The sequence below is a fragment of the Hoylesella oralis ATCC 33269 genome, assembly GCF_000185145.2.
GTDB lineage: Bacteria > Bacteroidota > Bacteroidia > Bacteroidales > Bacteroidaceae > Prevotella > Prevotella phocaeensis.
The window spans coordinates 348,655-372,410 of record NZ_GL833119.1 but is presented as its reverse complement, the minus strand read 5'-3'; the positions used below and the strand labels follow the sequence as shown (position 1 = coordinate 372,410).

Genomic DNA, 23,756 nt, shown 5'->3' with positions numbered 1-23,756 from the left:
GCGTTATGAATGTTTTCCGAAAAAACGCGACGTATTCATCTTGTTTTCATGCCGATAACGAAGCCGCTTATCCATAGCATGAAGCACGACAGGAGCGACTTCTACCGACTACAGATATAGCGGTCAGTCCGTAATTTCGCCCATTTTCTTCCAGATATCGATAAAGGCCGCATGGTCTACCTTACGGTCGAAAGCAACCTTAATGCCTGCATTTTTGAGCGTAGAGAATGCTTGTTCGCTGATTACATCGGCATACACTTCGCATACACCGCCGTTTACCATCATTTTAGCGGCCGTTCTACCGGCAGCTTTTGCAGCAAGTTTAGAGTTTAGAAGGGCTTCCGGCGCTTCTGTAAGCAGGTTGTAGAGCGTTCTTGCTCCGCGCCCGTTGAACTTATGTACATTGCCTTCATGCAACAACACCAACGAACATTGTTCCGTGTGCAGTGTGTCGATCAGTTCGTTCATCATAAGCATTCCTCCTATATTTTATATTCCGGATAGTAGTAACGTTTTTCTGTTCTCTACAAAGATAGGAAATAAATCCGAATGTTGTTCTTTATGCGCGAAATATTTTATATCTCCATCGCCATAATATAGTCGTTCATGAAGTAGCCGTTGCCTATATCGAAGTCGCCCTCGCGTACCTTTTTCATTCCCAGATGCTCATAGAAGCCCAGTGCGGGGTTATGCCTGTTCACATTAAGTTCCATTTTACAGGGCGACGGATGTACTTTCTTAATCCAACGGATAGCCGCATTGAACAACTGTTTGCCATATCCGCCTTTCTGAAATGCGGGCATCACGTAAATTTTTTGCAGGTGATACGTGTAGTTGCCCTGCGGTTGAACCGACACATAGCCTACACATGTGTCGCCTTCGAAAGCCAACAGATAAGTGTTTTTCTCCTCTGTCATTTGCTTTTTCAGACTGTCTACAGAGTACATCCACTCCATCATGTAGTCGATCTGCTCCTTGGTAAGAATGTTTTTATACGTGTTCGGGAATGTTTCCCATGCCATGTCGTGTATCAGCCGGCAATCTACAAGCGCAGCTTCTCTTATGTCCATGTGTCGTTTGTTTATTGTCTTTCTGCATCGTTTCGCAATCTATTCGCCAATTCCCGCATGCCTTCCGAAGCTCCTTTGCAGATATGAGTAATGCCCTGTGCCGTGTTTTGCATCGTCGTATCGGGATCTATCAGATAAACAGGCACCCCTGCGCGGACGTACCTCACCAGTCCGGCGGCCGGATATACGTTCAGCGACGTGCCTACGATGACGAAGATATCGGCCTTTGCAGCCTCTTTGGCAGCGGGTTCTATCATGGGTACGGCCTCTCCGAAGAACACAATGAACGGGCGTAGCAGCGAACCGTCGCCGGCAAGCGTGCCGGGTGTCACCTCTGCATGGCCTTCCGACAGTTCCGTGATGTATTTCCGGTTGTACGGATCGCGGCTTGAACACACCTTAGACAGTTCGCCGTGCAGGTGAATTACGTGCGAAGAGCCCGCTTTCTCGTGCAGATTGTCTACGTTCTGCGTAATCACCGTTACATCGAAATCGTGCTCCAAATCCTTAATCAGCCTATGCCCGTCGTTGGGTTGTGCGGCATACAACTTCTTTCTAAGCATGTTGTAGAAGTTCGTCACCAATGTAGGATCGGCCTCCCACCCTTCGTGCGATGCCACTTGTTCTACGGGATAATTCTCCCAAAGGCCGTCATTGCCGCGAAAGGTCTTAAAACCACTCTCCACAGACATGCCTGCTCCCGTAAGAAAAACCAATTTCTTCATATCGATTATATGTTGTCTCGCCATCGCAGACCGTATGCTCGGTTCGCTATGATGGCATCAGTTATTCATATCGCAAATATAACTGTTTTTTCTGAAACGTAGCGGTTGCAGACAAAGAAAAATAAAGTGCCGCCGATAAACGTGCCGTTTAACTTGCTTAGGCAATGCGTCTGTGGTTGTTAGGCAGTATGTCTGCGGGCGGCAGAAGTACCGTCTGCCTGTCGTAAAAGTCGTTATACCGGTGAAAAACAGTGCATATACGGCTCATAAGTGTTTAAATAATCATAAGTCTGTTAAATTTAAATGCTAATAACGTGTATATGGAAAAAATGTGTAACTTTGCATATCTTAAAACAAGATTATAATTAATAATAAAATAAAAACGATATTTATGGACAAAGTAAGCTACGCTTTGGGCATCGGCATAGGCCGTCAACTCAGTCAAATGGGTGCGGCTAATCTGAATATAGACGACTTTGCACAGGCCATTAAGGATGTTATGGCGGGCACAGGTCTTCAGGTCGACGAGAACGAAGCGCACGCCATTGTGCAAGACTTCTTCCGTAAACAGGAAGAAAAGCAACGCTCTGTTGCCGCCGAAAAGGGCAAAGCAGCTAAGGAAAAAGGTGAGAATTATCTTGCTGAAAACGCCAAGAAAGAGGGCGTTATTACCCTTCCGAGCGGATTACAATATCTGGTTTTGAAAGAAGGAAACGGCAAGAGTCCCAAATCTACCGACCAAGTAAAGTGCCATTATGAGGGAATGTTGGTCGATGGAACGCTTTTCGACAGCAGCATACAGCGCGGTGAACCGGCAACGTTCCCGCTGAATCAGGTGATTGCAGGGTGGACCGAAGGTCTGCAGCTTATGAAAGAAGGTGCCAAATATCGCTTCTTTATTCCTTATACTCTTGGTTACGGAGAACGCGGGGCAGGCTCTTCTATTCCTCCGTTTGCAGCGCTCATCTTCGATGTAGAACTCATCGAGGTGCTGTAATGCCACGGTTTATTCCCCACAACTCCCAATCAAACAGAACTTAGAAAACTTAAATTATTTTATAAAACAACAATGAAAAAACTTACATTCGTAGCCGCTATGGCTATTGTTGCAGCAGTATTTTCCGCTTGCGGCAACTCGACACCGAAAGCAGACCTGAAGACCGATGTTGATACAATGAGCTATGCCATGGGTATGACGCAGTCGCAAGGCCTCAAGGAGTATCTTGTAGGACGTATGGGTATCGATACTACCTATATGGAACAGTTCATCAAAGGCCTTAACGATGGCGCTAATGCCGGCGATGACAAGGGGAAAGCCGCTTATTATGCGGGCATCCAAATCGGTCAGCAGATCAGTAATCAGATGGTAAAAGGCATCAATCAGGAGGTTTTCGGTAACGACTCTACCAAGTCTATATCCCTTAAAAACTTCATGGCAGGCTTTATTACCGGAACTACAGGTAAGAAAGGTATCATGGATGTACAACAGGCACAGCAAACGGCCAATACTATGATTACCAAGATACGTGCCAACAACATGATGAAGCAGTACGGTCCGAACAAGGAAGCAGGTGAGAAATTCCTCGCTCAAAACAAGAAGAAAGAAGGCGTAAAGACACTTCCGTCGGGCGTACAGTACAAGGTGATTAAGGAAGGAAACGGCCCCATGCCGAAAGATACCTCTATGGTAAAGGTAAACTATGAGGGACGTACTATCGATGGCAAGGTGTTCGACAGCTCTTACAAGCGCAAGGAGCCTGTTTCATTGCGTGCAAATCAGGTAATCAAAGGCTGGACGGAAGCACTCGTTCATATGCCTGTAGGTTCGGTATGGGAAGTGTATATCCCGCAAGAACTGGCTTACGGAGAGCGTGAGCAGGGCAATGATATAAAGCCGTTCTCTGCACTTGTGTTTAAAATAGAGTTGCTCGGTATTGAGTAATCGTACATGGCGGGCTGCATGCTCGCACGATACAATAATAATAAAGGTAGGGATTACGAATGCAATCTCTACCTTTTTATAAACTTAATGCAATGAAAAAGATTTTTTTGATGGCACTTGTCATGATAGCAAGTGCAATGTTTACCACCGTTTCGGCCGGTAACAAGAAAGACAAAAAGCAGCAGCCGGCGCCAACAACTTTGGTGCTTACCACGCTTTCAGATTCGCTCAGTTATGCTTCCGGTATGTCAAATACCAACGGACTTCTGCCGTATATCCGGCAACAATACGGTGTAGACTCAACTTACATAGCCGACTTTGTGAAAGGATTCGAGGAAGCTATGGGCAAAAACGATGACCTTCATTATACGGCATACAGTGCAGGTATCCAGATTGCAGACATGGTGAAGAAGAGAATTCTGCCACAGGTAAAGAGCATGTTCGAGGGCTCTAAGGATTCCATCGATAGCAAACTCTTCGAAAAGGGCTTTGTGGCAGGCGTGCTGAACGATACTACTCATTATACTATGAGTACCGCTGAAACCTTTTGTAAAGAAATAAAAGAGGAAGCATTCAAGCAGAAAAACAAGGCTTATCTTGATGAAAATAAGGCATGGCTTGCCGCAAATGCCAAGAAAGAGGGTGTAAAGACTACTGCTTCAGGTTTACAATACAAGGTGATTACGCAAGGTACGGGCGAGACACCGCAGCCGTTCGACAGCGTTACCGTGAAATATGAAGGCAAGACGATCGATGGTAATGTGTTCGATAGTTCGTATAAACGTAATCCGCAGACGGCGAAATTCCGTTGTGATCAGGTAATAAAAGGATGGACAGAAGCCCTTACTATGATGCCTGCAGGCAGCAAGTGGGAGCTTTATATCCCGCAGGAATTGGCTTATGGAGCACGTCAGGCAGGGCAAATCAAGCCGTATTCGACGCTTATCTTTACTGTAGAACTGGTGAGTGTGGATAAACCGCAGGCATCGGCCGAGTCTTCCAAGCCTGCCGTATCTCCGAAGAAACCGGCTCGAAAGAAAAAATAAGTTGCCACGGATATATCGTATATACTTTATAAAAAGGGGAATATGCTGCAATAGAGCATGTTCCCCTTTTTAGTAAGAAATATATCGTTAAACCGTAGGTGTGATGTCATTTTGTGCAAAAAATAATATTTTTCAGCGCAAAGCGTTGCTTGTATCATTTATTTTATCTACTTTTGCTATCAGCAGATAATTAATAAATGGAACATAAAGATGGAGAAGATCGACAATCTTGATAGGAAAATACTGAGTATTTTGTCCAAGAATGCACGCATACCTTTTAAGGATGTGGCTGCCGAATGCGGCGTTTCGCGGGCTGCGATACACCAAAGAGTGCAGCATTTGATAGACAATGGGGTAATCGTAGGTAGCGGGTTCGACATCAACCCTAAGAGTCTGGGCTACTCTACTTGTACTTATGTGGGACTTAACCTCGAGCGCGGAAGCATGTACAAAGAGGTTGTAGAGCGGGTTATCAATATCCCCGAAGTGATCGAATGCCACTTCACGACCGGTCCTTATACCATGTTAGTGAAGTTGTATGCACGGGATAACGAGCAATTAATGGACTTGCTCAACAATAAGTTGCAGAGTATAGCGGGAGTAGTCTCCACAGAGACACTCATTTCCCTTGAGCAGAGTATCAAACGAGAGATACCCATAAATATAGAAGGGTAATGGAAATCTTCGATTTGCAGGAGCATCTGAACGGCATATACTCATCTTTTCCCGAGGCTGAACACCGTGCAATCATAGGCATAACCGGTAATTATGAGAACAGCGACCTTACGCTTCGCGACTGTTATTACAGGCAGATAGTCGAAGCAGGAGGCGTTCCGCTGGTCATACCTCCCGTAGCCGATAAGGACGTTATCATCAATACGCTCGAACATATAGACGGTTTGTTGCTCACGGGCGGTGCGGATATCAACCCTCTATGGGGTAACGACGAGCCTTCGCCGCAACTTCATTCGGTGAATGCCATACGTGATTTGCCCGAATTACTGATTACCCGTCTGGCTTACAACCGCCAAATACCGATATTAGGCATATGCCGTGGCATGCAAACATTGGCTTTTGCCCTCGACGGAAAGGTGATGCAAGACATCAACAGCATATCTGATGTGTTGAAACACAGTCAGGATGCCGCGCGTAACGAGCCTACCCATTCTATTCATATTGCGGAAGACTCTATATTATATAAGGTATATGGCGCCGATAGAATATTCGTCAACTCATTTCATCATCAGGCTGTAAAGGAGACAGGAGTCCATTTCCGGATAACGGCAACGGCACCTGATGGTATTATAGAAGCCATGGAAAGTTGCGAGTATAAACCTATAATGGGCGTACAGTGGCATCCCGAGTGGCTCGAAAGCGACGGATTGAAGCTGTTCGAATGGTTGGTAGCGCAAGCAGACCTATTTTATAAGGCAAAAGAAGTGCACAGACGTGTGCTTACCCTCGATACTCATTGCGACACACCCATGTTCTTTCCTATGGGTATTCGGTTCGATCATCGCGATGAACGCATACTTGTAGACCTGCATAAGATGACGGATGGGCGTCAAGATGCGGTAACCATGGTGGCATATCTGCCGCAACCAAAGCCGGAAGAAAGCTTTTCGAGTAAGGTAGACTTTGCTGTTACTGGCCCTACGGAGTATGCCAATCTTATTTTCGACAAGATAGAAGCCATCGTAAAAGCCAATGCAAGTTATTTAAGTATGGCGCGCACGCCTGCCGACCTGTACGAAAACAAGCGTAAGGGATACAAATCGATTGTCTTAGGCATAGAGAACGGCTTGGCCATAGGGCGCGATATCGCCAACGTGAAGCACTTTGCGCAGCGCGGGGTGACATATATAACACTTTGCCACAATGGAGATAACGATATTTGCGATAGCGCCCGTGGCTGCAATACCCATAATGGAGTGTCGCCGTTCGGCGAAAAAGTGATCCAAGAGATGAACGATTGCGGCATTATGGTAGACCTCAGTCACGGCGGGGAGAAGAGTTTTTACGACGCACTTGATATAAGTAGCACGCCTATAGTGTGCAGTCATAGCAACTGTAAGGCGCTTTGCGACGTTCCGCGCAACCTTACAGACGACCAAATGCGTGCACTTGCCGCCAAAGGAGGCGTTGCCCATATCACTTTGTATGCCGGTTTTCTAAAGCAAAACGGAGAGGCTACCATCCTCGATGCCATCGCCCATTTGGAACATGCCATCCACGTAATGGGCATAGACCATGTGGGTATCGGCACCGACTTCGATGGAGATGGCGGTATCAAGGGCCTTGCAGACTCCTCGGAGCTGATAAATTTTACTATCGCCTTACTGAAGCGTCGCTACAACGAGCACGACATAGCCAAGATATGGGGCGGCAACTGGCTGCGCGTGATGGCCCTTGTGCAGAGCCACAAGAAATAAACAACGACAATAAGACCAAGCGGAAAGGGCGACACGTGTTCTTTCCATAATAATTATAAGAATGAAACTAAAACATATCGTGATGGGGATTATACCATTATTGGCCGTAGGTATCGGCATTGGGGTGTATCTGCATGGCAATGATACCAAAGCGAAAACCGAAGAAAATACAATGCTCATGAAACCCGTAGGACCTGTGTTCAACGCCGATTCGGCATATCTGTTTACAAAAGCGCAGTGTGATTTCGGACCGAGAGATATGAACTCATCCGGGCATGAGCGCTGTGCGGCGTGGATAATTGCCAAGTTTAAGCAATACGGATGTACGGTAAACACGCAGAAGGTGGACTTGAAAGGCTACGACGGCACCCTTCTGAAGAGCACAAACATAATGGCTTCCTACAATCCCCAGTCTACCACACGCATTCTTTTGTGTGCTCATTGGGACTCGCGTCCATGGGCCGACAATGATCCAGACAGTACCAACTGGCGACATCCCATACTTGCAGCGAACGATGGTGCCAGTGGTGTGGCCGTTATGTTGGAACTTGCACGCATTATACATGCCTACAAGCGGCTCAACATAGGCGTTGATTTCGTGTGTTTCGATGCAGAAGACTGGGGTACACCGCGCTGGAGCGGCCTGCAGGATGACGAGAAAAGCTGGGCACTCGGTGCACAATATTGGGCTGCCAACCTGCCCCAAGGCTACGAAGCACGCTACGGAATATTGTTAGACATGGTAGGCGGCCAAGGTGCACGGTTCTTTCAAGAGAGTGGTTCGCGCCAGTTTGCCCCCGCAATTGTCGATAAAGTGTGGTTAGCTGCCGAGGCTATCGGTTACGGGAGTTACTTTCCGAAGCAAGAGGGGGGCATGATAACCGATGATCATGTGCCTGTCAACGAGGTTGCAAAGATACCCACCATCGACATTATTCCGTTCTATCCCGACTGTTCGCAGAGTTCGTTCGGCCCCACATGGCACACTATTAACGATAACATGGATTATATCGACAAGAATACGCTGAAAGCAGTAGGCCAAGTGATGGTGCAAGTGATTTACAGCGAAGCGAAGTAGTGCACGTAACAGCGTGGCGTGCCAGTGCTGCCCCTGTAGGGATAATGTCGTTCCCTGCAGGGGCAGCATCGTCAGATATGGGTTCTATGATGGGTGGGAAGCCGGTCTATGCCCGGCAGGCGATACTCCTAACCGGCATAGAACTATGGTGTAAAACAGGTGTTTTGTTTGTTTCAGTCGGTCAGAAGGCGACGACTGAAATAACGGACGGGGTACCAAACAGCCATCCACCCCACGGCAACGACCGTAAAAAGGATAACCAGCACGTCTGAATAGTGCACACTCACGGGATAGGCATTCACTACGAAGTTGCCGCTGCTACTGCCCAAGGCCACGATGCCGTAGGTTTGCTGCAGCCAACAGAGCAACAGACCGATGCCGATGCCGATGACTGCTCCGATTACAGATATCATCCGGCCCTCGAAAAGGAAGATCTTGGTGATTTGTTTATCGTTGGCACCGAGATTACGCAGCGTAACTACGTCGTCTTTCTTGTCGATGATGAGCATGGAGAGCGAGCCTACAATATTGAAACATGCCACGACAAGGATAAACGTGAGGAATATATAGGCAATGATTTTCTCTATCTGCATGATGCGAAAAGTATCTGCCTGTTGCTCGAATCTGTCGAGAACTCTATACTTTGTTCCGGCTATCTGTTGCAGTTGCTTCTTGGCTTTGTCGAAGTCGGCCCCGGCTTTCAGCCGCAGTTCAAGCGATGATATCCGGCCCTGTTGACCGAAGAGATTACGGGCAAACGCCAGCGATGTGATGATATGATCTTTGTCGTATTTGGCTTGGTTTACGGCAAAAACCACGCCGGGCGATAAGAGCGAGTCTACCGTGAAGCCGTCGTAAGGGTTCGACAAGTCTAACTGACCGTTGCGTTTCGGTGCATATACCTTTATATAACCCTGCCATCTGGCGCCGGTGCCCAACAGCTGTGCCAAGCGTACACCTATCACTCCGTACTGCAAGTTGGCGGCATGCAATTCGAATTCTCCATCGCCATAGAGTATTTCCTTAATGTGGGTAAGTTCTGAAAAATTATCGTCTACGCCCATTACCGTAACCATCTGCTGCTTATCCTGATATGTGGCGAGTGCCTGATCTTCCATGCATTCTGTAGCTATGGCTACGGCCTCGAAGTGCTTGATACGCTCAAGTACGGGATCGTCGGTCGGAACTGTCTTGCCTTGCACGGGCACAATCTTTAGTTGGGGATCGAAGTTAGTGAGGAAAGAGGCCACGAGATCCGAAAATCCATTAAACACACTCAGCACGATAACAAGTGCCATAGTGGCCACGGCAACACCGATTACAGAGATAATCGAAATGATGTTGATGGCGTTTGTGCTCTTTTTAGAAAAGAGATAGCGGCGTGCTACGAATAACGGGAAGTTCATTTCTTTGGGGATATGCGGCAGGATAGATGTCTCGACAGGCGGTTCTTACTTCTTTAACAGCTCGTCTATACGTTCGATATAGTCGAGGCTGTCGTCGATGAAAAAGCGAAGTTCCGGGATAATACGCAACTGGTTATGCACACGTGTGCCCAGCTCGTAGCGTATAGTCTTTTCGTTTTTGGTGATATTATGGATTATCTCGTCGCTCTTTTCCGACGGGAAAATGCTTAAATATGCCGTGCATATACTCAAATCGGGCGACACCCGTGCGCGCGTTACCGATATCATAACGCCGTGCATCATGCGGGTTTGACTCTGAAAAATAAGGCTCAATTCCTTTTGCAGGAGTCTTGCTATGCGGTTCTGTCTTGTTTCTTGCATAATCGGACGGTTGTTTTTATTTTATGCAAAGGTAGTGATTTTATTCATAAAAGTACCTTTTAAGTAACTTATTTCTTAGGTCTGTGCCCGACAGACATAAGGTGTAATATCATAAAAGATGCGCCGGAACAATAGCCGACGCATCTTTCTGTTGTTATGGATCCTATATTCGAGCGCTTATTTTGCCTCTTCCGGCAGCATAATAACCGAGATATGATTCTTGTTTTTAAGGAACTCAGCTACGAAAGCAGCGATAGATTGCGGCGTTTGTGCTTCGATGAGTTTCTTGTAGTCGGTATGGCTGTCGATGCCGTATTTGTAGAATTGGTTGATTACCCTCATCCAATAGCCGTTGTTTTTCTCTGAATCGTCGGCCTGTTTCAGCATGAGTTTCTTCACTTTATCGACCATTGGCGCGTCTACATCTTTGGCCAAATTGGGTAATTCGTTATTCATAATCTCGATAGCGATATCCTTTTTCTCCGGTTTCATCGGGCAATAAGCAAAGAATTGCACGTTGTGATAATTGTCGGAAATGGTGGCTGCACCCTGTGCACCGCACGCATATGCGGCACTGGCATCCTCGCGTATCTTCTTCAGATATACCATGGAGAGCACTTGTCCAGCGATATCGGCCTTGATAGAGGTTTCGACAGAATAAGGCATAACATCGTTGTACCACATCATATAGGCTATGGATTTGGGCGTTTCCATCTTGCGTAAGAACTTATTTTCTATATTCCCTTTCTGCAGGAATGCCACTCTGTGACCTTTCTGCACCTTGCCTTTCGCCGGCAGAGAGGCAAGATAGCGGCAGATAAGCGGGCGAATGGCGGCTTCGTCGTAGTTTCCAACGATAGTAAAGCGCCATGCTGCTGCGTTTGCAGTACACTCCTTGGCGATTTGCAGAATGCGGTCGTAAGAGATGCCTTTCAGGTCTTGTGCCTGTAGTGGCGTAAGGCGCGGATTATGTCCGTACATGGTAGCGGTGAGACTGTCACGGAGTGCGATCTCCGGAGATAGTGCACGATTCTTCAAACTTACCTCGTATTGGCTGATCAACTGGTCGTATGCTTTCTGATCCTTGTTGATATTGGTGAAATAGAGATAAGTCATTTGGAGCATGGTCTCTACGTCTTTCGGTGTAGAAGAACCGCTGATGGCGGCATATTCGTCAGACATAGACAGGTCGGCATTGGCAATCTTTCCTGCAAGAGCCTTGGTAAGTTCGGTGTTGGAGAAACTTCCGAGTCCGCTGACACCTATCGCTTGGTCGAACATCTGCAGGTTCTTGTAATCTTTTGCACCATAGAGAGAGTTACCGCCATAACCGGCTCCCGAGAGTATAACCTGATCCTTCTTGTAATCGGTCTTCTTCAGAATTACGGTAGCCCCATTGGACAGCTTCAATTCAGTATAGCCCAGTTTAGTGTTTTTCTTCTCGCTTTTGATAGTACCTGCCTTGGGCAGCGTCTTTATGAGCGGCTCGTTCTTCACATTGTCTACGTATGCGTCGATCTTAGTCGCACGTGCTTCCTTCACTGCACCCAACAATCCAGCCTCGGTAGGATATACATTTCCCTCCTTTTCATTATTGAAACTAACGATCACCATATTACTGTCATTGGCGGGAATTAGTTCCCTCAAAGCCTGATTAACGGTTTCTAAAGGGATGGCAGGGATAATCATTTTCATCGTTTCATAGGTGTACTCGATGGGCGGCATGGGCTCGTTATTGAGGAAATGCCCAAGACATTCGTGGAAAAACTGGCGGTTCGGACGCTTGTCTTTGTTACTGTAAGCCTTGTCGAGTGCACTTAATCGATTGGCTTTATAGCGCTCGTATTCGGTCGGAGTGAAGCCGAAATCGGCCGCGCGGCGCACTTCTATGAATGCTGCCTTGAGCGCCTGAGCGGTTTGAGCTATGTCTTTGGGTTCTACATCCAGATCGAATGCGTCTTTCGTTTTAGCAAAAATATAGCTTCCATCCCTTACGTAAGCGTTTGTATAAGGGCAGTCTGCTTTCTGTGCAGCTTCGGTAAAACGGTTGTTGAGCATAGACATAGCGGCGTTTTTCACATAGTCGGCCACGATGTAAGCGATGGTATGTTTCAGCGAATCGGGGAATACGTCGTGCTTGAACATCAGCTCTACGTCGCTCGTCCGTTGCTCCTTATCCTTATCGATGATAACGATCGGCTGCGGTGTATCGGGCACCGGTTCGTCTACAATGGGCTGTGCGTTCTTGGGATTTGTAATAGGTCCGAAGAGTTTTTTGATCATCTGTTCGGTGTGGTTCACGTCTACGTCGCCGATAACGATGATGCCTTGGTTTTGCGGGTGGTACCATTTCTCGTAATAGTCGCGCAGTTCTTTCGGCTTGAAGTTGTCTACCACGCTCATCAGTCCGATGGGATAGCGCACGCCGTACTTACTTCCGGGGTAGAGTTTCGGTAGGTTTCGTTCGAACATACGGCTGTTTGCGCTCGTACGCAGGCGCCATTCTTCGTGGATAACCCCACGCTCTTTGTCTATTTCCTTGGGGTCCAACGTCAGTCCGTCGGCCCAATCACGCAAGATAAGTAGGCAAGAATCGAGCGAGCTTTGGCGGTTCGTGGGCACATTATCTATGTTGTAGACCGTTTGGTCGATGCTTGTATATGCGTTAAGATCGCCACCGAACTCCACTCCGATGGAGCGACAATACTCGATAAGGTCGTTTCCTTTAAAGTTATCGGTACCGTTGAAGCACATATGTTCGAGGAAGTGAGCCAATCCTCTCTGGCTTTCGTCTTCCTGAATAGAACCGACTTTCTGCGCTATATAGAAGTTTGCGCGGTGTTCGGGCCAATTGTTATAGCGGATATAGTACGTAAGTCCGTTCGGTAGTTTGCCAATTCGCACGGCTGTATCCGTAGGAATCGAGGGCAATTCCATTTGTGCGTGTACCATTCCTGCAACAAACAGCAGGCATAGGAGTAATAATTTTCTGATTTTCATACCGTATTAATTTTGGATTGAAATAATATATGTGTTGCAAAAATACAAAAAATAAACAGAGCGCGTACGATTTTTGTTCTTTTTAGGGGCTGAAAACGAGATTTATTTTTTACGGATAATGGTCAGTCCGTCGCGCAACGGAAGGATGACACGCTCCACACGTGTGTCGGTTGCTACGAAGTCGTTGAACGCTTCGATGCCGCGTGTCTGACTGTCGTTATCATAGGAATGGTCTACTACATGGCCGTCCCACAGCGTGTTGTCGGCCAAGATGAAACCGCCTTGGCGCAGCACTGTGAGCGTCATTTCGTAGGTTTGCAGATACGTGCGCTTATCGCCGTCGATGAAAGCCATATCGAACGTTACGCCTGCCCGAGGTGCCAATACGTTGGCATCGCCTATGATAAAGTTGATTTTATCGGCAACTGTCGAACCTTCTATCCACGGGCGTGTGAACTCTTCCATCTCATCGTCGATCTCATACGTCCATACTTTGCCTCCTTCTTCTAATCCCTCGGCCATACAGATGGCGCTATAGCCGCTGAAGGTGCCCACTTCAAGGATATTATTCGGCCGTATCATACGCACAAGCATGCGGAGCAACCGCCCTTGAAGGTGCCCGCTTGCCATCCGTCCGTGCAGCGTATGGATGTTGGTGGCGCGGTAGAGGCGGTACAGATAGTCGCCCTCGGCATCGATATGGCTATCGATGTATCGGTCTAAGGCTTCATCCATTATCGGCAGACGGTTCGTTACGGGCCAGCAGGCCTGCGATGGCAAGGCTGTAGGAATGCAGTCCGAAGCCGGCAATTATGCCGATGCAGGCACTTGCAATCATGCTCTTGCGGCGGAATTCCTCGCGTTTGTGCACGTTGGAGATATGCACCTCTACCACCGGACATGCCAGCGACAGGATACAGTCGTGCAGGGCAATGCTCGTATGTGTATATGCACCGGCGTTAAGCACGATGCCGTCAGCGGTGAAACCTACCTCCTGCATGCGGTCGATGAGTTCTCCTTCGATATTGCTTTGGTAGTATTCTATTTCTACATCGGGATATTGCGCACGCAATTCCGGCAAGAAAGCATCGAAAGAGCTATTGCCATAAATGTCCGGTTCGCGTGTTCCGAGCAGATTTAAGTTAGGGCCGTTGATAATTTGTATCTTCATAAGCGATGACGGTTGAATGGTATATTACGTATGTATGCAGGCAAAGTTACGGAAAATGGATTAAAATTCAAAGACTTTTCGGTGAATGTTGTACGTAAACAAATTACTTTCGGCGCTCTTACACGTATGAAACGAGCGATTTAAACGGCCGTTTCTTGGTGTTTAAGAGTACTTGCACTATCTTTGCATAAGATAGGCGGCACCTCAACAAATTGAAACAAGTTTCTTTGTGTTCGGCTTGCACTATCTTTGTACATAATTTATATTGCGGATAAACGGTCATGCAAAAAAAGAAAAAGATTGCGAACAGCACTGATGTGGTGAAATCTTACGTGCGTTATCTGAAACTTGAACGCAACTATTCTCCCCATACTTTGGAGGCTTACCAGCACGATTTGTCGTGGTTGATCGGCTATTGTGCGCAACAAGACCTGAACGTTTTCGAGCTTAAACTTGCCGACTTAGAGCGTTTCGCCGTACAGATACACGAGCATGGTGTAGGTCCTGCCACGCAAGCACGCATATTGAGCGGTGTTCGTTCGTTCTACAGATTTCTCGTGCTCGACGGGTATATCGCTGCCGATCCTACCGAACTCTTGGAGTCGCCCCACATAGGAGAACACTTGCCCGAGGTTCTTTCTGCTGCTGAAGTAGACATGCTCGAAGACTCTATCGACCTTTCGAAGTGGGAAGGGCAACGAAATAAAGCCATTATAGAGATGCTTTTTTCGTGCGGCCTGCGTGTTTCAGAGCTGGTAAACCTCAAATTATCGGACTTATATATAGAAGAGGAGTATGTAAGGGTGCTGGGCAAGGGCGACAAGGAGCGGTTGGTACCCATCTCGCCCAAGGCCATCAAGGAACTTAAACTGTGGTTCATAGACCGCAATCTGATGCAGATAAAGCCCGGGGAAATCGATTTCGTGTTCTTAAACCGCCGTGGCAGTCATCTTACCCGCACCATGATACTCATCATGATCAAGCGTCAGGCCGAGGCAGCCGGCATTCGTAAAACCATCAGTCCGCACACTTTGCGCCATTCTTTTGCTACCGAACTGCTGAAAGGCGGTGCCGATCTGCGTGCCATTCAGGAGATGTTGGGGCACGAGAGCATCGGGACGACAGAGATATACACCCATATAGACATAAGTACACTGCGCGAAGAGATATTGAACCATCACCCCCGAAACATTATGTACAATGAAAAGAATGCCGACAGAAAGCCGGATTTGTAGGTTAAAATAATGAGTTCCGCGCTCTTATTTTCTGTTTGTATCAGAAACGTTTTGGGTGCCTTTGGGCACAATTCCGATCCTTTTTATTGCATGAGAGTTTTGTGCGCCGATATTAGATGGCAGGTCTGCTCGGCTTGCATAGACCGTCTGTAACGGATAGAGAGCATATCTATCGCTATTAGGCGATAGGTCTGTCTGCTTTGAAATTGTTCCCTGTTTTTTCAAAACTTTCGTTTTTCTTACGGTCGATCCCCTCTCTACCTCTCTTTCTTACGAGGAGAAAGGCAAACAGCCCCATGGGCTACTCCCACCTCTTTATATATGTTTAATGCTTTTTATTTTGCTGTTTGTAGATTTTACGGTACCTTTGCAAATCTAAAAAGTTTCTTAAAATATAAAGATATGGCATATTTATTTTCATCGGAATCGGTTTCCGAAGGACATCCCGATAAAGTTTCCGACCAGATATCGGATGCCCTGCTCGACCAATTTCTGGCTTACGACGACCATGCACGGTGCGCCATCGAGACGTTTGTAACCACGGGGCAAGTGGTAATTATGGGAGAAGTGAGGTCTGATACCTATATAGACTTGCAGACTATCGCCCGAAATACGATTAAAAACATAGGTTATACCAAGGCCGAATATCAGTTCGACGGCGACAGCTGCGGCATTCTTTCGGCCATACACGAGCAGAGCGACGACATCAACCGCGGTGTAGACAACGGTACGGAAGAGAATCAAGGCGCGGGAGACCAAGGTATGATGTTCGGTTATGCTACGAACGAAACGGAGAACTTCATGCCTGTATCGCTCGATTTGGCCCATCTGATCGTGCGAACTCTTGCCGATATTCGCAAAGAGGGCAAAGAAATGACTTACTTACGCCCCGACTCTAAGAGCCAAGTAACGATAGAATACAGCGATGAAGGTGTCCCCCAGCGTATCGACACCATAGTTGTATCTACGCAACACGACGACTTCGATGCTGACGAACCGATGCTTGCCAAGATTAAAGATGATGTTTTACACATACTCATGCCACGTGTAAAGGCACAAATCCATTCGGATAAAGTGCTTGGATTGTTTAATAGCAGCATTAAATACTTCGTTAATCCCACGGGGAAGTTCGTTATAGGCGGGCCACATGGGGATACTGGGCTCACCGGACGCAAGATTATCGTAGATACTTACGGCGGTAAAGGTGCGCATGGCGGTGGCTCTTTCTCGGGTAAAGATTCGAGTAAAGTGGATCGTTCGGCAGCTTATGCGGCACGATATATAGCAAAGAATATGGTTGCAGCGGGCGTGAGCGACGAGATGTTGGTACAAATAAGTTACGCAATCGGTGTGGCTAAACCGGTAAACATTTATGTAAATACCTACGGGCGCAGCCATGTAGCGCTGTCGGATGGCGAAATAGCAGAGAAAATAGCTACGATGTTCGATCTTAGACCTAAGATGATCGAGCGAAACCTGAAGCTCCGACAGCCGATGTATCTCGAAACAGCGGCCTACGGGCATATGGGTAGGCGCAACGAAGTGGTAGAGAAAACCTTCTGTAGTCGCTATCATCCTACGAAAACCATGCAGGTGGAACTCTTTACATGGGAGAAACTCGACCGCGTAGACGATATTAAAAAGGCCTTCTCACTGTAAAACAGTTTCGTTGTTACAGACAGATTCCATAGCGATAACGGCATCGGAGGCAAGTGTTGATATACCTGTAAAACCCCGACGCGAGCAACCTACTCCCGCTCAAGTGCTGAAATGGTTGCCCAAGAATGCCACGCCGGCACAGCAAGACTCAGCTGTTCAGGCAAACATCAAACCGAGCGAGATACATTGGAGCGGGCGCCCTGATACGCTACACCTGCCGGGGCACTCTGTGGGGAAGAGTTTCCGTGACACGAGTCTGCCGCAATATTACCGCGAATCTTTTTTCTCTGAGAGCCCTTTGTTTCATCCCGAATTGAGCGGAGGCAGGCAAGGAGTGGCGGGAGATCCCGTGCCTTACACCATTGCAGGCGATAACTTGATTACCGGTTTGCTGCTCGGATGCTTCATATTGGCCATGGTTGCCTTTGCTCAGTCGCGTAGGTTTATAGCCCGTCAGGCCAAGAAGTTCTTTTATGTGCCTCGAAGTAAGATGACAGTTATTAGTGAAACATCGACTGAATTGCGCTTCCAATTGTTTCTTGTGTTGCAAACGTGTCTGCTGTTTTCGCTTACTTATTTCTTTTATACGCTTACTTCGGTGGGCAGGACCTTTATTCTGGAGCAATATCAGATTGTGGGTATCTATGCTGGGGTATTTGCCTTGTATTTCTTTATCAAGGCAATGCTTTATGCAATTGTCCATTGGGTGTTCTTCAGCCGTAGAGATAATGAACTTTGGATGAAGTCCTACCTGTTCTTGATATCTACGGAAGGAATATTGTTGTTTCCGCTTGTCATGCTTCAGGTGTATTTCAACCTGCCGTTAGAGACAGCGTTTGTTTATTCGATCATCGTCATTGCCTTGGTTAAATTACTGTCTTTATACAAGGAATACATTATCTTTTTCCGGCGAAAGGGCGCTTTTTTGCAAATTATTTTGTACTTTTGCGGACTCGAAGTGATGCCATTCTTAGCGTTGTGTGGCGTTTTGATGATGATAAGCAATTATTTGAAAGTAAATTTTTAGTACATATCTGATGATGAAGAAGATACTGGTTTCACAACCACAACCGGCAAGTGACAAGTCTCCGTACTATGATATCGAGAGGGAATATGGCGTGGAATGTGTGTTCCGCCCTTTCTTTAGAGTAGAAGGATTAACGGCAAAAGAATTTCGGCAGCAACGGATAAATATTCTTGATTATACGGCTGTGGTGTTTACCTCGCGTCATGCGATAGACCATTTCTTTACTTTGGCGAAAGAATTGCGCATCACTATCCCCGAAGACATGAAGTATTTTTGCGTAATAGAGACTATTGCACTTTACATTCAGAAGTATGTGCAATATCGTAAACGCAAGGTGTTTTTCGGTTCGACGGGCAAAATAGCCGATCTGATACCGATAATGGCTAAACATAAGAATGAGAAGTATCTCGTGCCGATGAGCAGTGTACACAACGATGACGTAAGACTTTTGCTCGAAGCAAAGAAGCTACAACATACGGAGTGTGTAATGTATCGCACGGTAAGCAATGATTTTACGGAAGACGAAATAAAGAATTTCGATTACGATATGGTGCTGTTTTTCAGCCCGACAGGAGTGAAAGCCTTGCAAAAGAACTTCCCCGATTTCGAACAGGGCGATATCCGAATAGGTGCTTTCGGTCCTGCTACGGCTAAAACAGTGGAAGATGAAGGACTTAGACTCGACTTGCAAGCCCCGAGTAATGAGTTCCCGTCGATGACGAGTGCACTGAAGGCGTATCTTGACAGTCATAAGAAATAAACACACAATATGATAAATGCCTGCATCCGGAGCTTTTACATTGAGTAAAGAAGAGCGGATTTGCAGCCGTACGCTGATAGAATCGCTTTTTAATGGAGGCGGAAGTCATGCACTTTCGGCATATCCTTTGCGGGTTGTTTATAAACTTGAAGAACAGCACGCGGAGCAAAGGGCAAAGGTGCAGATAATGGTTAGCGTATCTAAAAAGCATTTTAAGCATGCTGTGAAACGCAATCGTGTGAAACGGCAGGTGCGTGAAGCCTATCGGAAAAATAAATCTATCATCGTAGAGAAGGTTCCTTCGGGCAGTTTGCTGCTTATGGCATTTATATGGCTTGCCGACAATCTCTACGATACACAGGAGGTGGAGCAGCGTATCTCAGCACTCCTGATGCGAATAAAGGAGCGCTTATGAAGGTTCTGAAGCATATATGGCATTGGATTGCGGTGCTCTTTACATGGTTGTTGTTGATCCCTGTTATATTCTATCAGAACTTCATATCGCCTTATACTCCGTCTTCGTGCCGGTTTACTCCTACATGTTCGGAATATGCACGGCAAGCTCTTCTGAAACATGGACCGGTAAAGGGACTGATACTTGCCGTATGGAGAATATTGAGATGTAACCCTTGGGGTGGCAGCGGATATGATCCGGTGCCGTAAGTTTCCTCGACAGAGGGCCCCGATAACTATATTTTTTAATATACGATAATAAATATTATTCGATGACAAAGAACTTTGTAGAAGAATTGAAGTGGCGCGGAATGTTGGCACAGATGATGCCCGGGACAGAAGAATTTCTGCAGAAAGGCATGGCATCGGCCTATTTGGGAACCGATCCTACGGCAGATTCGCTGCATATCGGTCACCTTTGCGGTATTATGATGCTGCGCCATTTGCAACGTTGCGGCCATAAACCATTCATTCTTGTAGGAGGTGCTACCGGTATGATCGGTGATCCGTCGGGCAAGAGTCAGGAGAGAAATCTCTTAGATGCAGATACTCTTTATCACAACCAAGAGGCAATCAAGGCACAGGTTGCCAAATTTCTTGATTTCGAAGCCGAGGGTGACAATGCTGCCGAGATGGTAAACAACTACGATTGGATAAAAGAATTTACATTCCTCGACTTTGCTCGTGAGGTTGGAAAGCACATCACGGTGAATTATATGATGGCGAAAGACAGCGTGCAGAAACGGCTTAACGGAGAAGCACGTGACGGATTGTCGTTTACGGAGTTTACTTATCAATTGTTGCAAGGATATGATTTCTTGTATCTGTATCGCAAATACGGCGTAAAGTTGCAACTTGGAGGCAATGATCAGTGGGGAAATATGACCACCGGAACGGAGCTTATTCACCGTACGCTCGGTAATGATACCGAGGCGTATTGCCTTACTTGTCCGCTTATTACTAAGGCTGATGGCAAGAAATTCGGCAAAACGGAGAGCGGGAATATATGGCTCGACCGTAATCGTACTACGCCTTACAAGTTCTATCAGTTCTGGCTGAATGTGAGCGACGACGATGCAGAAAAATATATCAAGATATTTACCAGCCTCGAAAAGGAAGTTATCGATGCTTTGATAGTAGAACATCGGCAAGATCCCGGGCGCCGTGTGTTACAAAAACGGCTTGCCGAAGAGGTTACTGCTATGGTGCATTCGAAAGAAGACCTCGATATGGCTGTGGAAGCCTCCAATATTCTGTTTGGCAAGTCTACTAAGGAGAGTCTGTTGAAGCTCGATGAGGCTACGTTACTTGATATCTTTGATGGTGTCCCACATTATATAATAGAAAGAGAACAACTTGGACAACAGGCGGTAGACATTTTTACTTTGGAAGGTATGGATATTTTCCAGAGTAAGAGTGATATGCGTAAATTGGTAAAAGGCGGCGGCGTTTCGGTGAACAAAGAGAAACTTACCGCTTTCGACAGTACCATCTCGGATGCCGATCTTATTGATGGAAAATATATACTTGTACAGAAAGGCAAGAAAAATTATTTCTTGATTACAGTGAAGTAATAAGAAATGTTTGTAAAAATTTGGTGGTAGATGAAAAATCTACTACCTTTGCATCCGCAAAATGTCCTATGGTGTAATGGTAGCACTACAGTTTTTGGTTCTGTCAGTGGTGGTTCGAATCCGCCTGGGACAACAGAAAAAGACGATCCGTTTGGACCGTCTTTTTTGTTTGTAATTAGTCTTACAATTTATTTTACTGCATCGGCAAGTTCTGCACCAACTTTAAATTTAGCAACTTTCTTTGCCGGAATATTAATTTTTTGTCCCTTCTTAGCAGGATTAACGCCTACGCGAGCCGGACGTTCTGTAACGCTAAATGTACCGAAACCGATGAGCTGAACTTTATCACCTGCAACGAGAGCAGCTTTTATAGCCTCTGTTGTTGCGTCTAATGCTTTCTTTGCAGCTGCTTTGCTCAAGCCTGAACCTGCTGCGATCTTTTCGATTAATTCTGTTTTGTTCATAATTTTGTTTATTTTGTTAATTAATAGAATGGTATTTTCGTTATTACTTCGCAAATATAAGTTAAACATTTTAGAAATCAAACAAAAAACAAAGAAAAGTGAAGTTATTTATGAAAAAATATCTTATAATAAGGCGTTTTTATGCTAAAAGACGGATATTTTTCTTATTTTTGCTGTTGTAAAATAACTTTATTTGAAATATATATTTATGTTCAATATACCGACAGTAACGAGAAATCTGCTTATTATAAATGTGGTGGCATTTATTCTATGTGTGTTATACGGGGCAAATGTTTATGATGGTGTGACAGTTTATAGGTTGAATAGTATACTGGGCCTTCATTTTTTCTTTGCACCTGATTTTCATATCTACCAATTGTTTACTTATATGTTCATGCATGCAGGCTTCGAGCACATATTTTTTAATATGCTTATGTTGTGGATGTTTGGGTGTGTGGTAGAGCGTGTATGGGGCGCAAAGAAGTTTCTTTTTTATTATATATGTTGTGGTGTGGGTGCCGGATTGTTTCAGGAATTGGCACAATTTATGCAGTTTTATTTCTTCACAAGCAATAATTATCCCGGCGTAGAGTTTACTACGATTGTGAAAGCTGCGGGTTCGGCCTTGAACGGATGGACTACAGTAGGAGCTTCAGGAGCTATTTATGCGATATTACTTGCTTTTGGTATGACTTTTTCAGAAGAAAAAATGTTCTTCTTTCCGTTCCCAATACCGATTAAAGCCAAGTGGTTTGTCGTGATATGTGCAGGCATAGAACTTTTCTTGAGTTTTACTTCGACCGGCGATCATGTAGCTCATGTGGCTCATCTTGGGGGAATGATCTTCGGATTTTTCATGATTAAGTATTGGCAACATCATCCCGATAGTGCTTATAAAAGGTCTGCCGGGCAGCAATTCTTTGATAATCTGCGTACACGATGGGAGAACCATACACAGCGAAAATCGAATAATAATCAGCGCTATTCTACGAATAACAAGCATGAAAGCGATTGGGATTATAACGTTAAAAAACAAAGGCGACAGGAGGAAATAGACCGTATTCTTGATAAGATACGTAAAAGTGGTTACGATAGTCTTAGTTCTCAGGAAAAACAGACACTTTTCGATAGCAGCAAAGAGTAGTAAACTGACGGATTGATGAAAGGGCTGAAAGCGTTTACTTTGCAGATGGCAATCGGGGCAAATATAGCAACTATTGTCATGATGCTGTTTGTCGGATATGCTGATTATCTAAATCCAACAGCCTTTCCCATGCTGTCTAATGTCGGATTATCGTATCCTATATTCCTTATATTTAATTTCTGTTTCTTGATTTTCTGGCTTGTATTCAAGAGACGCAAGGCTTTTATTCCCATTCTCGGTTTTGTTATCTGTTATTATCCTACGCGCATTTATATGCCGTTGAATATAAATAGGTCGGTTCCCCCCAATGCGATCAAGGTTCTTTCATACAATGTATGGATGTTCAGTGGATGGGATGAAACCGGTAAGAATAATCCCACATTGCAGTTTATTGCAGAGCAAAATGCCGATATCGTATGCCTTCAAGAAGCTGAAGGCTGGGGAATATATAAAGCAAAGGCAGATTCTGTGATGAATGGTCTTTATCAATATGCTGATACTTCTCGGCGTAAAGACGGTGGAGATGTACTTGCCATTTACAGTAAATATCCGATTATAAAGAAAGAACGCATAGTCTATCCCTCCAAAACCAATCATTCGGCAGCATTTTATCTAAAGATAAACGGGGATACTGTAATCGTTATCAATAATCATTTCGAGTCTATCGGGCTTTCTCCGGAAGATAAAACCAATTTTAAGGAGATGGTTAAGGGGGATATGAATGCTAAATGTGTAGAAAAGGAGTCGAAGAAACTTATTGATAAGCTTGCTGAAGCATCGAAGCGTAGAGCTCCTCAGGTTGATGCTGTGGCACAGTACATCTATGAGCATAAGAGAATGAGCATGATTCTTTGTGGAGACTTTAACGACGGCCCACTCTCTTATACCCGTCGTATTATGGCTAAAAGCCTGACAGACTGCTACGTAGAGAGTGGTAACGGTATCGGGATAAGCTATCATCATGGCGGTTTTTATGTACGCATAGATAACATTATGTGTTCAAACGATTGGGTTCCATACGGATGTAAGGTGGATAATCGGGTGAAAAGCAGTGATCATTATCCTATATATTGTTGGCTCAAAAAGCGGGTAAAACCCTAAAAAATACACAATTAAGTACTTTAAATTTTCGCAAAAGATAAAAAAATAGTATCTTTGCACGTCTATTAATTGTAGAAAAACAATAATT

Annotated in this window: 24 protein-coding genes and 1 tRNA gene; 16 read left to right on the top strand and 9 right to left on the bottom strand. The window is 45.7% G+C overall.

What is annotated here, in order from left to right; translation table 11 throughout:
* Positions 1–123: 123 nt before the first annotated feature.
* The 3 genes from HMPREF0663_RS04265 to HMPREF0663_RS04255 form a co-directional block, all read right to left on the bottom strand.
* Positions 124–477, bottom strand: coding sequence for a DUF1893 domain-containing protein (locus HMPREF0663_RS04265; protein WP_004369004.1), 354 nt, complete (start codon positions 475–477; stop codon positions 124–126).
* A gap of 98 nt (positions 478–575) precedes the next feature.
* Entirely contained in the window at positions 576–1,070 is a 495-nt protein-coding gene (locus HMPREF0663_RS04260; RefSeq protein ID WP_004369003.1) for a GNAT family N-acetyltransferase, read from the bottom strand.
* An 11-nt stretch (positions 1,071–1,081) separates the two neighbouring features.
* The gene (locus HMPREF0663_RS04255) at positions 1,082–1,795 is read right to left on the bottom strand and encodes an SIR2 family NAD-dependent protein deacylase (protein ID WP_016665401.1); all 714 of its coding nucleotides are present in this window, start codon (positions 1,793–1,795) and stop codon (positions 1,082–1,084) included.
* Positions 1,796–2,186: 391 nt separating this feature from the next.
* Here HMPREF0663_RS04255 and bamJ (HMPREF0663_RS04250) point away from each other — a divergent pair, with 391 nt between their 5' ends.
* The 6 genes from bamJ (HMPREF0663_RS04250) (at position 2,187) to HMPREF0663_RS04225 (ending at position 8,293) form a co-directional block, all read left to right on the top strand.
* Positions 2,187–2,792, top strand: a complete 606-nt coding sequence (gene bamJ, locus HMPREF0663_RS04250) for a BamJ family beta-barrel-assembly machinery protein (RefSeq protein ID WP_004369001.1) — start codon at positions 2,187–2,189, stop codon at positions 2,790–2,792.
* A 72-nt stretch (positions 2,793–2,864) separates the two neighbouring features.
* Positions 2,865–3,737 carry a BamJ family beta-barrel-assembly machinery protein gene (gene bamJ / locus HMPREF0663_RS04245; protein ID WP_004369000.1) on the top strand — a complete coding sequence of 291 codons (873 nt, stop codon included), beginning with the start codon at positions 2,865–2,867 and terminating at the stop codon, positions 3,735–3,737.
* Between the two features lie 92 nt (positions 3,738–3,829).
* A complete protein-coding gene (gene bamJ / locus HMPREF0663_RS04240; RefSeq protein WP_187115896.1) occupies positions 3,830–4,783 on the top strand; it encodes a BamJ family beta-barrel-assembly machinery protein in 954 nt (317 codons plus the stop codon).
* 210 nt (positions 4,784–4,993) lie between these two features.
* Entirely contained in the window at positions 4,994–5,458 is a 465-nt protein-coding gene (locus HMPREF0663_RS04235) for an Lrp/AsnC family transcriptional regulator (RefSeq protein ID WP_004368997.1), read from the top strand.
* Entirely contained in the window at positions 5,458–7,215 is a 1,758-nt protein-coding gene (locus HMPREF0663_RS04230; RefSeq protein WP_004368996.1) for a fused gamma-glutamyl-gamma-aminobutyrate hydrolase/peptidase, read from the top strand. The genes HMPREF0663_RS04235 and HMPREF0663_RS04230 overlap by 1 nt, the downstream gene beginning before the upstream one ends.
* Before the next feature lie 61 nt (positions 7,216–7,276).
* Positions 7,277–8,293, top strand: coding sequence for a M28 family peptidase (locus HMPREF0663_RS04225; RefSeq protein ID WP_004368995.1), 1,017 nt, complete (start codon positions 7,277–7,279; stop codon positions 8,291–8,293).
* A 173-nt stretch (positions 8,294–8,466) separates the two neighbouring features.
* On the opposite strand, the gene HMPREF0663_RS04220 is transcribed toward HMPREF0663_RS04225, so the two are convergent.
* From HMPREF0663_RS04220 to aroQ, 5 genes are all read right to left on the bottom strand, one after another.
* Positions 8,467–9,699, bottom strand: coding sequence for an FtsX-like permease family protein (locus HMPREF0663_RS04220; RefSeq protein ID WP_004368994.1), 1,233 nt, complete (start codon positions 9,697–9,699; stop codon positions 8,467–8,469).
* A gap of 45 nt (positions 9,700–9,744) precedes the next feature.
* On the bottom strand, positions 9,745–10,080 hold the full coding sequence (gene rbfA, locus HMPREF0663_RS04215; RefSeq protein ID WP_004368991.1) for a 30S ribosome-binding factor RbfA: 336 nt from the start codon (positions 10,078–10,080) through the stop codon (positions 9,745–9,747).
* A gap of 177 nt (positions 10,081–10,257) precedes the next feature.
* The gene (locus HMPREF0663_RS04210; protein WP_004368989.1) at positions 10,258–13,080 is read right to left on the bottom strand and encodes a M16 family metallopeptidase; all 2,823 of its coding nucleotides are present in this window, start codon (positions 13,078–13,080) and stop codon (positions 10,258–10,260) included.
* 102 nt (positions 13,081–13,182) lie between these two features.
* A complete protein-coding gene (locus HMPREF0663_RS04205; RefSeq protein ID WP_004368987.1) occupies positions 13,183–13,815 on the bottom strand; it encodes an O-methyltransferase in 633 nt (210 codons plus the stop codon).
* Positions 13,808–14,251 carry a type II 3-dehydroquinate dehydratase gene (gene aroQ / locus HMPREF0663_RS04200; protein ID WP_004368985.1) on the bottom strand — a complete coding sequence of 148 codons (444 nt, stop codon included), beginning with the start codon at positions 14,249–14,251 and terminating at the stop codon, positions 13,808–13,810. Before aroQ ends, HMPREF0663_RS04205 begins: the two co-directional genes overlap by 8 nt.
* 281 nt (positions 14,252–14,532) lie before the next feature.
* Here aroQ and xerA point away from each other — a divergent pair, with 281 nt between their 5' ends.
* From xerA to HMPREF0663_RS04160, 8 genes are all read left to right on the top strand, one after another.
* Positions 14,533–15,486, top strand: a complete 954-nt coding sequence (xerA, locus tag HMPREF0663_RS04195) for a site-specific tyrosine recombinase/integron integrase (RefSeq protein ID WP_004368981.1) — start codon at positions 14,533–14,535, stop codon at positions 15,484–15,486.
* Positions 15,487–15,888: 402 nt separating this feature from the next.
* The gene (gene metK / locus HMPREF0663_RS04190; RefSeq protein WP_016665400.1) at positions 15,889–17,145 is read left to right on the top strand and encodes a methionine adenosyltransferase; all 1,257 of its coding nucleotides are present in this window, start codon (positions 15,889–15,891) and stop codon (positions 17,143–17,145) included.
* A gap of 10 nt (positions 17,146–17,155) precedes the next feature.
* The gene (locus tag HMPREF0663_RS04185; protein WP_004368976.1) at positions 17,156–18,172 is read left to right on the top strand and encodes a DUF4271 domain-containing protein; all 1,017 of its coding nucleotides are present in this window, start codon (positions 17,156–17,158) and stop codon (positions 18,170–18,172) included.
* Between the two features lie 10 nt (positions 18,173–18,182).
* The gene (locus HMPREF0663_RS04180; protein WP_004368975.1) at positions 18,183–18,932 is read left to right on the top strand and encodes a uroporphyrinogen-III synthase; all 750 of its coding nucleotides are present in this window, start codon (positions 18,183–18,185) and stop codon (positions 18,930–18,932) included.
* Between the two features lie 16 nt (positions 18,933–18,948).
* Complete coding sequence (rnpA, locus tag HMPREF0663_RS04175; protein WP_004368974.1) at positions 18,949–19,347, top strand: ribonuclease P protein component; 399 nt, start codon at positions 18,949–18,951, stop codon at positions 19,345–19,347.
* Positions 19,344–19,595 carry a membrane protein insertion efficiency factor YidD gene (yidD, locus tag HMPREF0663_RS04170; protein ID WP_004368973.1) on the top strand — a complete coding sequence of 84 codons (252 nt, stop codon included), beginning with the start codon at positions 19,344–19,346 and terminating at the stop codon, positions 19,593–19,595. Before rnpA ends, yidD begins: the two co-directional genes overlap by 4 nt.
* A gap of 62 nt (positions 19,596–19,657) precedes the next feature.
* A complete protein-coding gene (gene tyrS / locus HMPREF0663_RS04165) occupies positions 19,658–20,959 on the top strand; it encodes a tyrosine--tRNA ligase (RefSeq protein ID WP_004368972.1) in 1,302 nt (433 codons plus the stop codon).
* Positions 20,960–21,021: 62 nt separating this feature from the next.
* Positions 21,022–21,092 (top strand) — tRNA-Gln (locus HMPREF0663_RS04160).
* A 55-nt stretch (positions 21,093–21,147) separates the two neighbouring features.
* On the opposite strand, the gene HMPREF0663_RS04155 is transcribed toward HMPREF0663_RS04160, so the two are convergent.
* Positions 21,148–21,423, bottom strand: a complete 276-nt coding sequence (locus HMPREF0663_RS04155) for an HU family DNA-binding protein (protein ID WP_016665398.1) — start codon at positions 21,421–21,423, stop codon at positions 21,148–21,150.
* Positions 21,424–21,631: 208 nt separating this feature from the next.
* On the opposite strand from HMPREF0663_RS04155, the gene HMPREF0663_RS04150 reads away from it, so the two are divergent.
* Both HMPREF0663_RS04150 and HMPREF0663_RS04145 read left to right on the top strand, forming a co-directional pair.
* Positions 21,632–22,567 carry a rhomboid family intramembrane serine protease gene (locus tag HMPREF0663_RS04150; protein ID WP_004368970.1) on the top strand — a complete coding sequence of 312 codons (936 nt, stop codon included), beginning with the start codon at positions 21,632–21,634 and terminating at the stop codon, positions 22,565–22,567.
* A 15-nt stretch (positions 22,568–22,582) separates the two neighbouring features.
* Positions 22,583–23,668, top strand: a complete 1,086-nt coding sequence (locus HMPREF0663_RS04145; protein WP_004368969.1) for an endonuclease/exonuclease/phosphatase family protein — start codon at positions 22,583–22,585, stop codon at positions 23,666–23,668.
* Positions 23,669–23,756 lie beyond the last annotated feature (88 nt).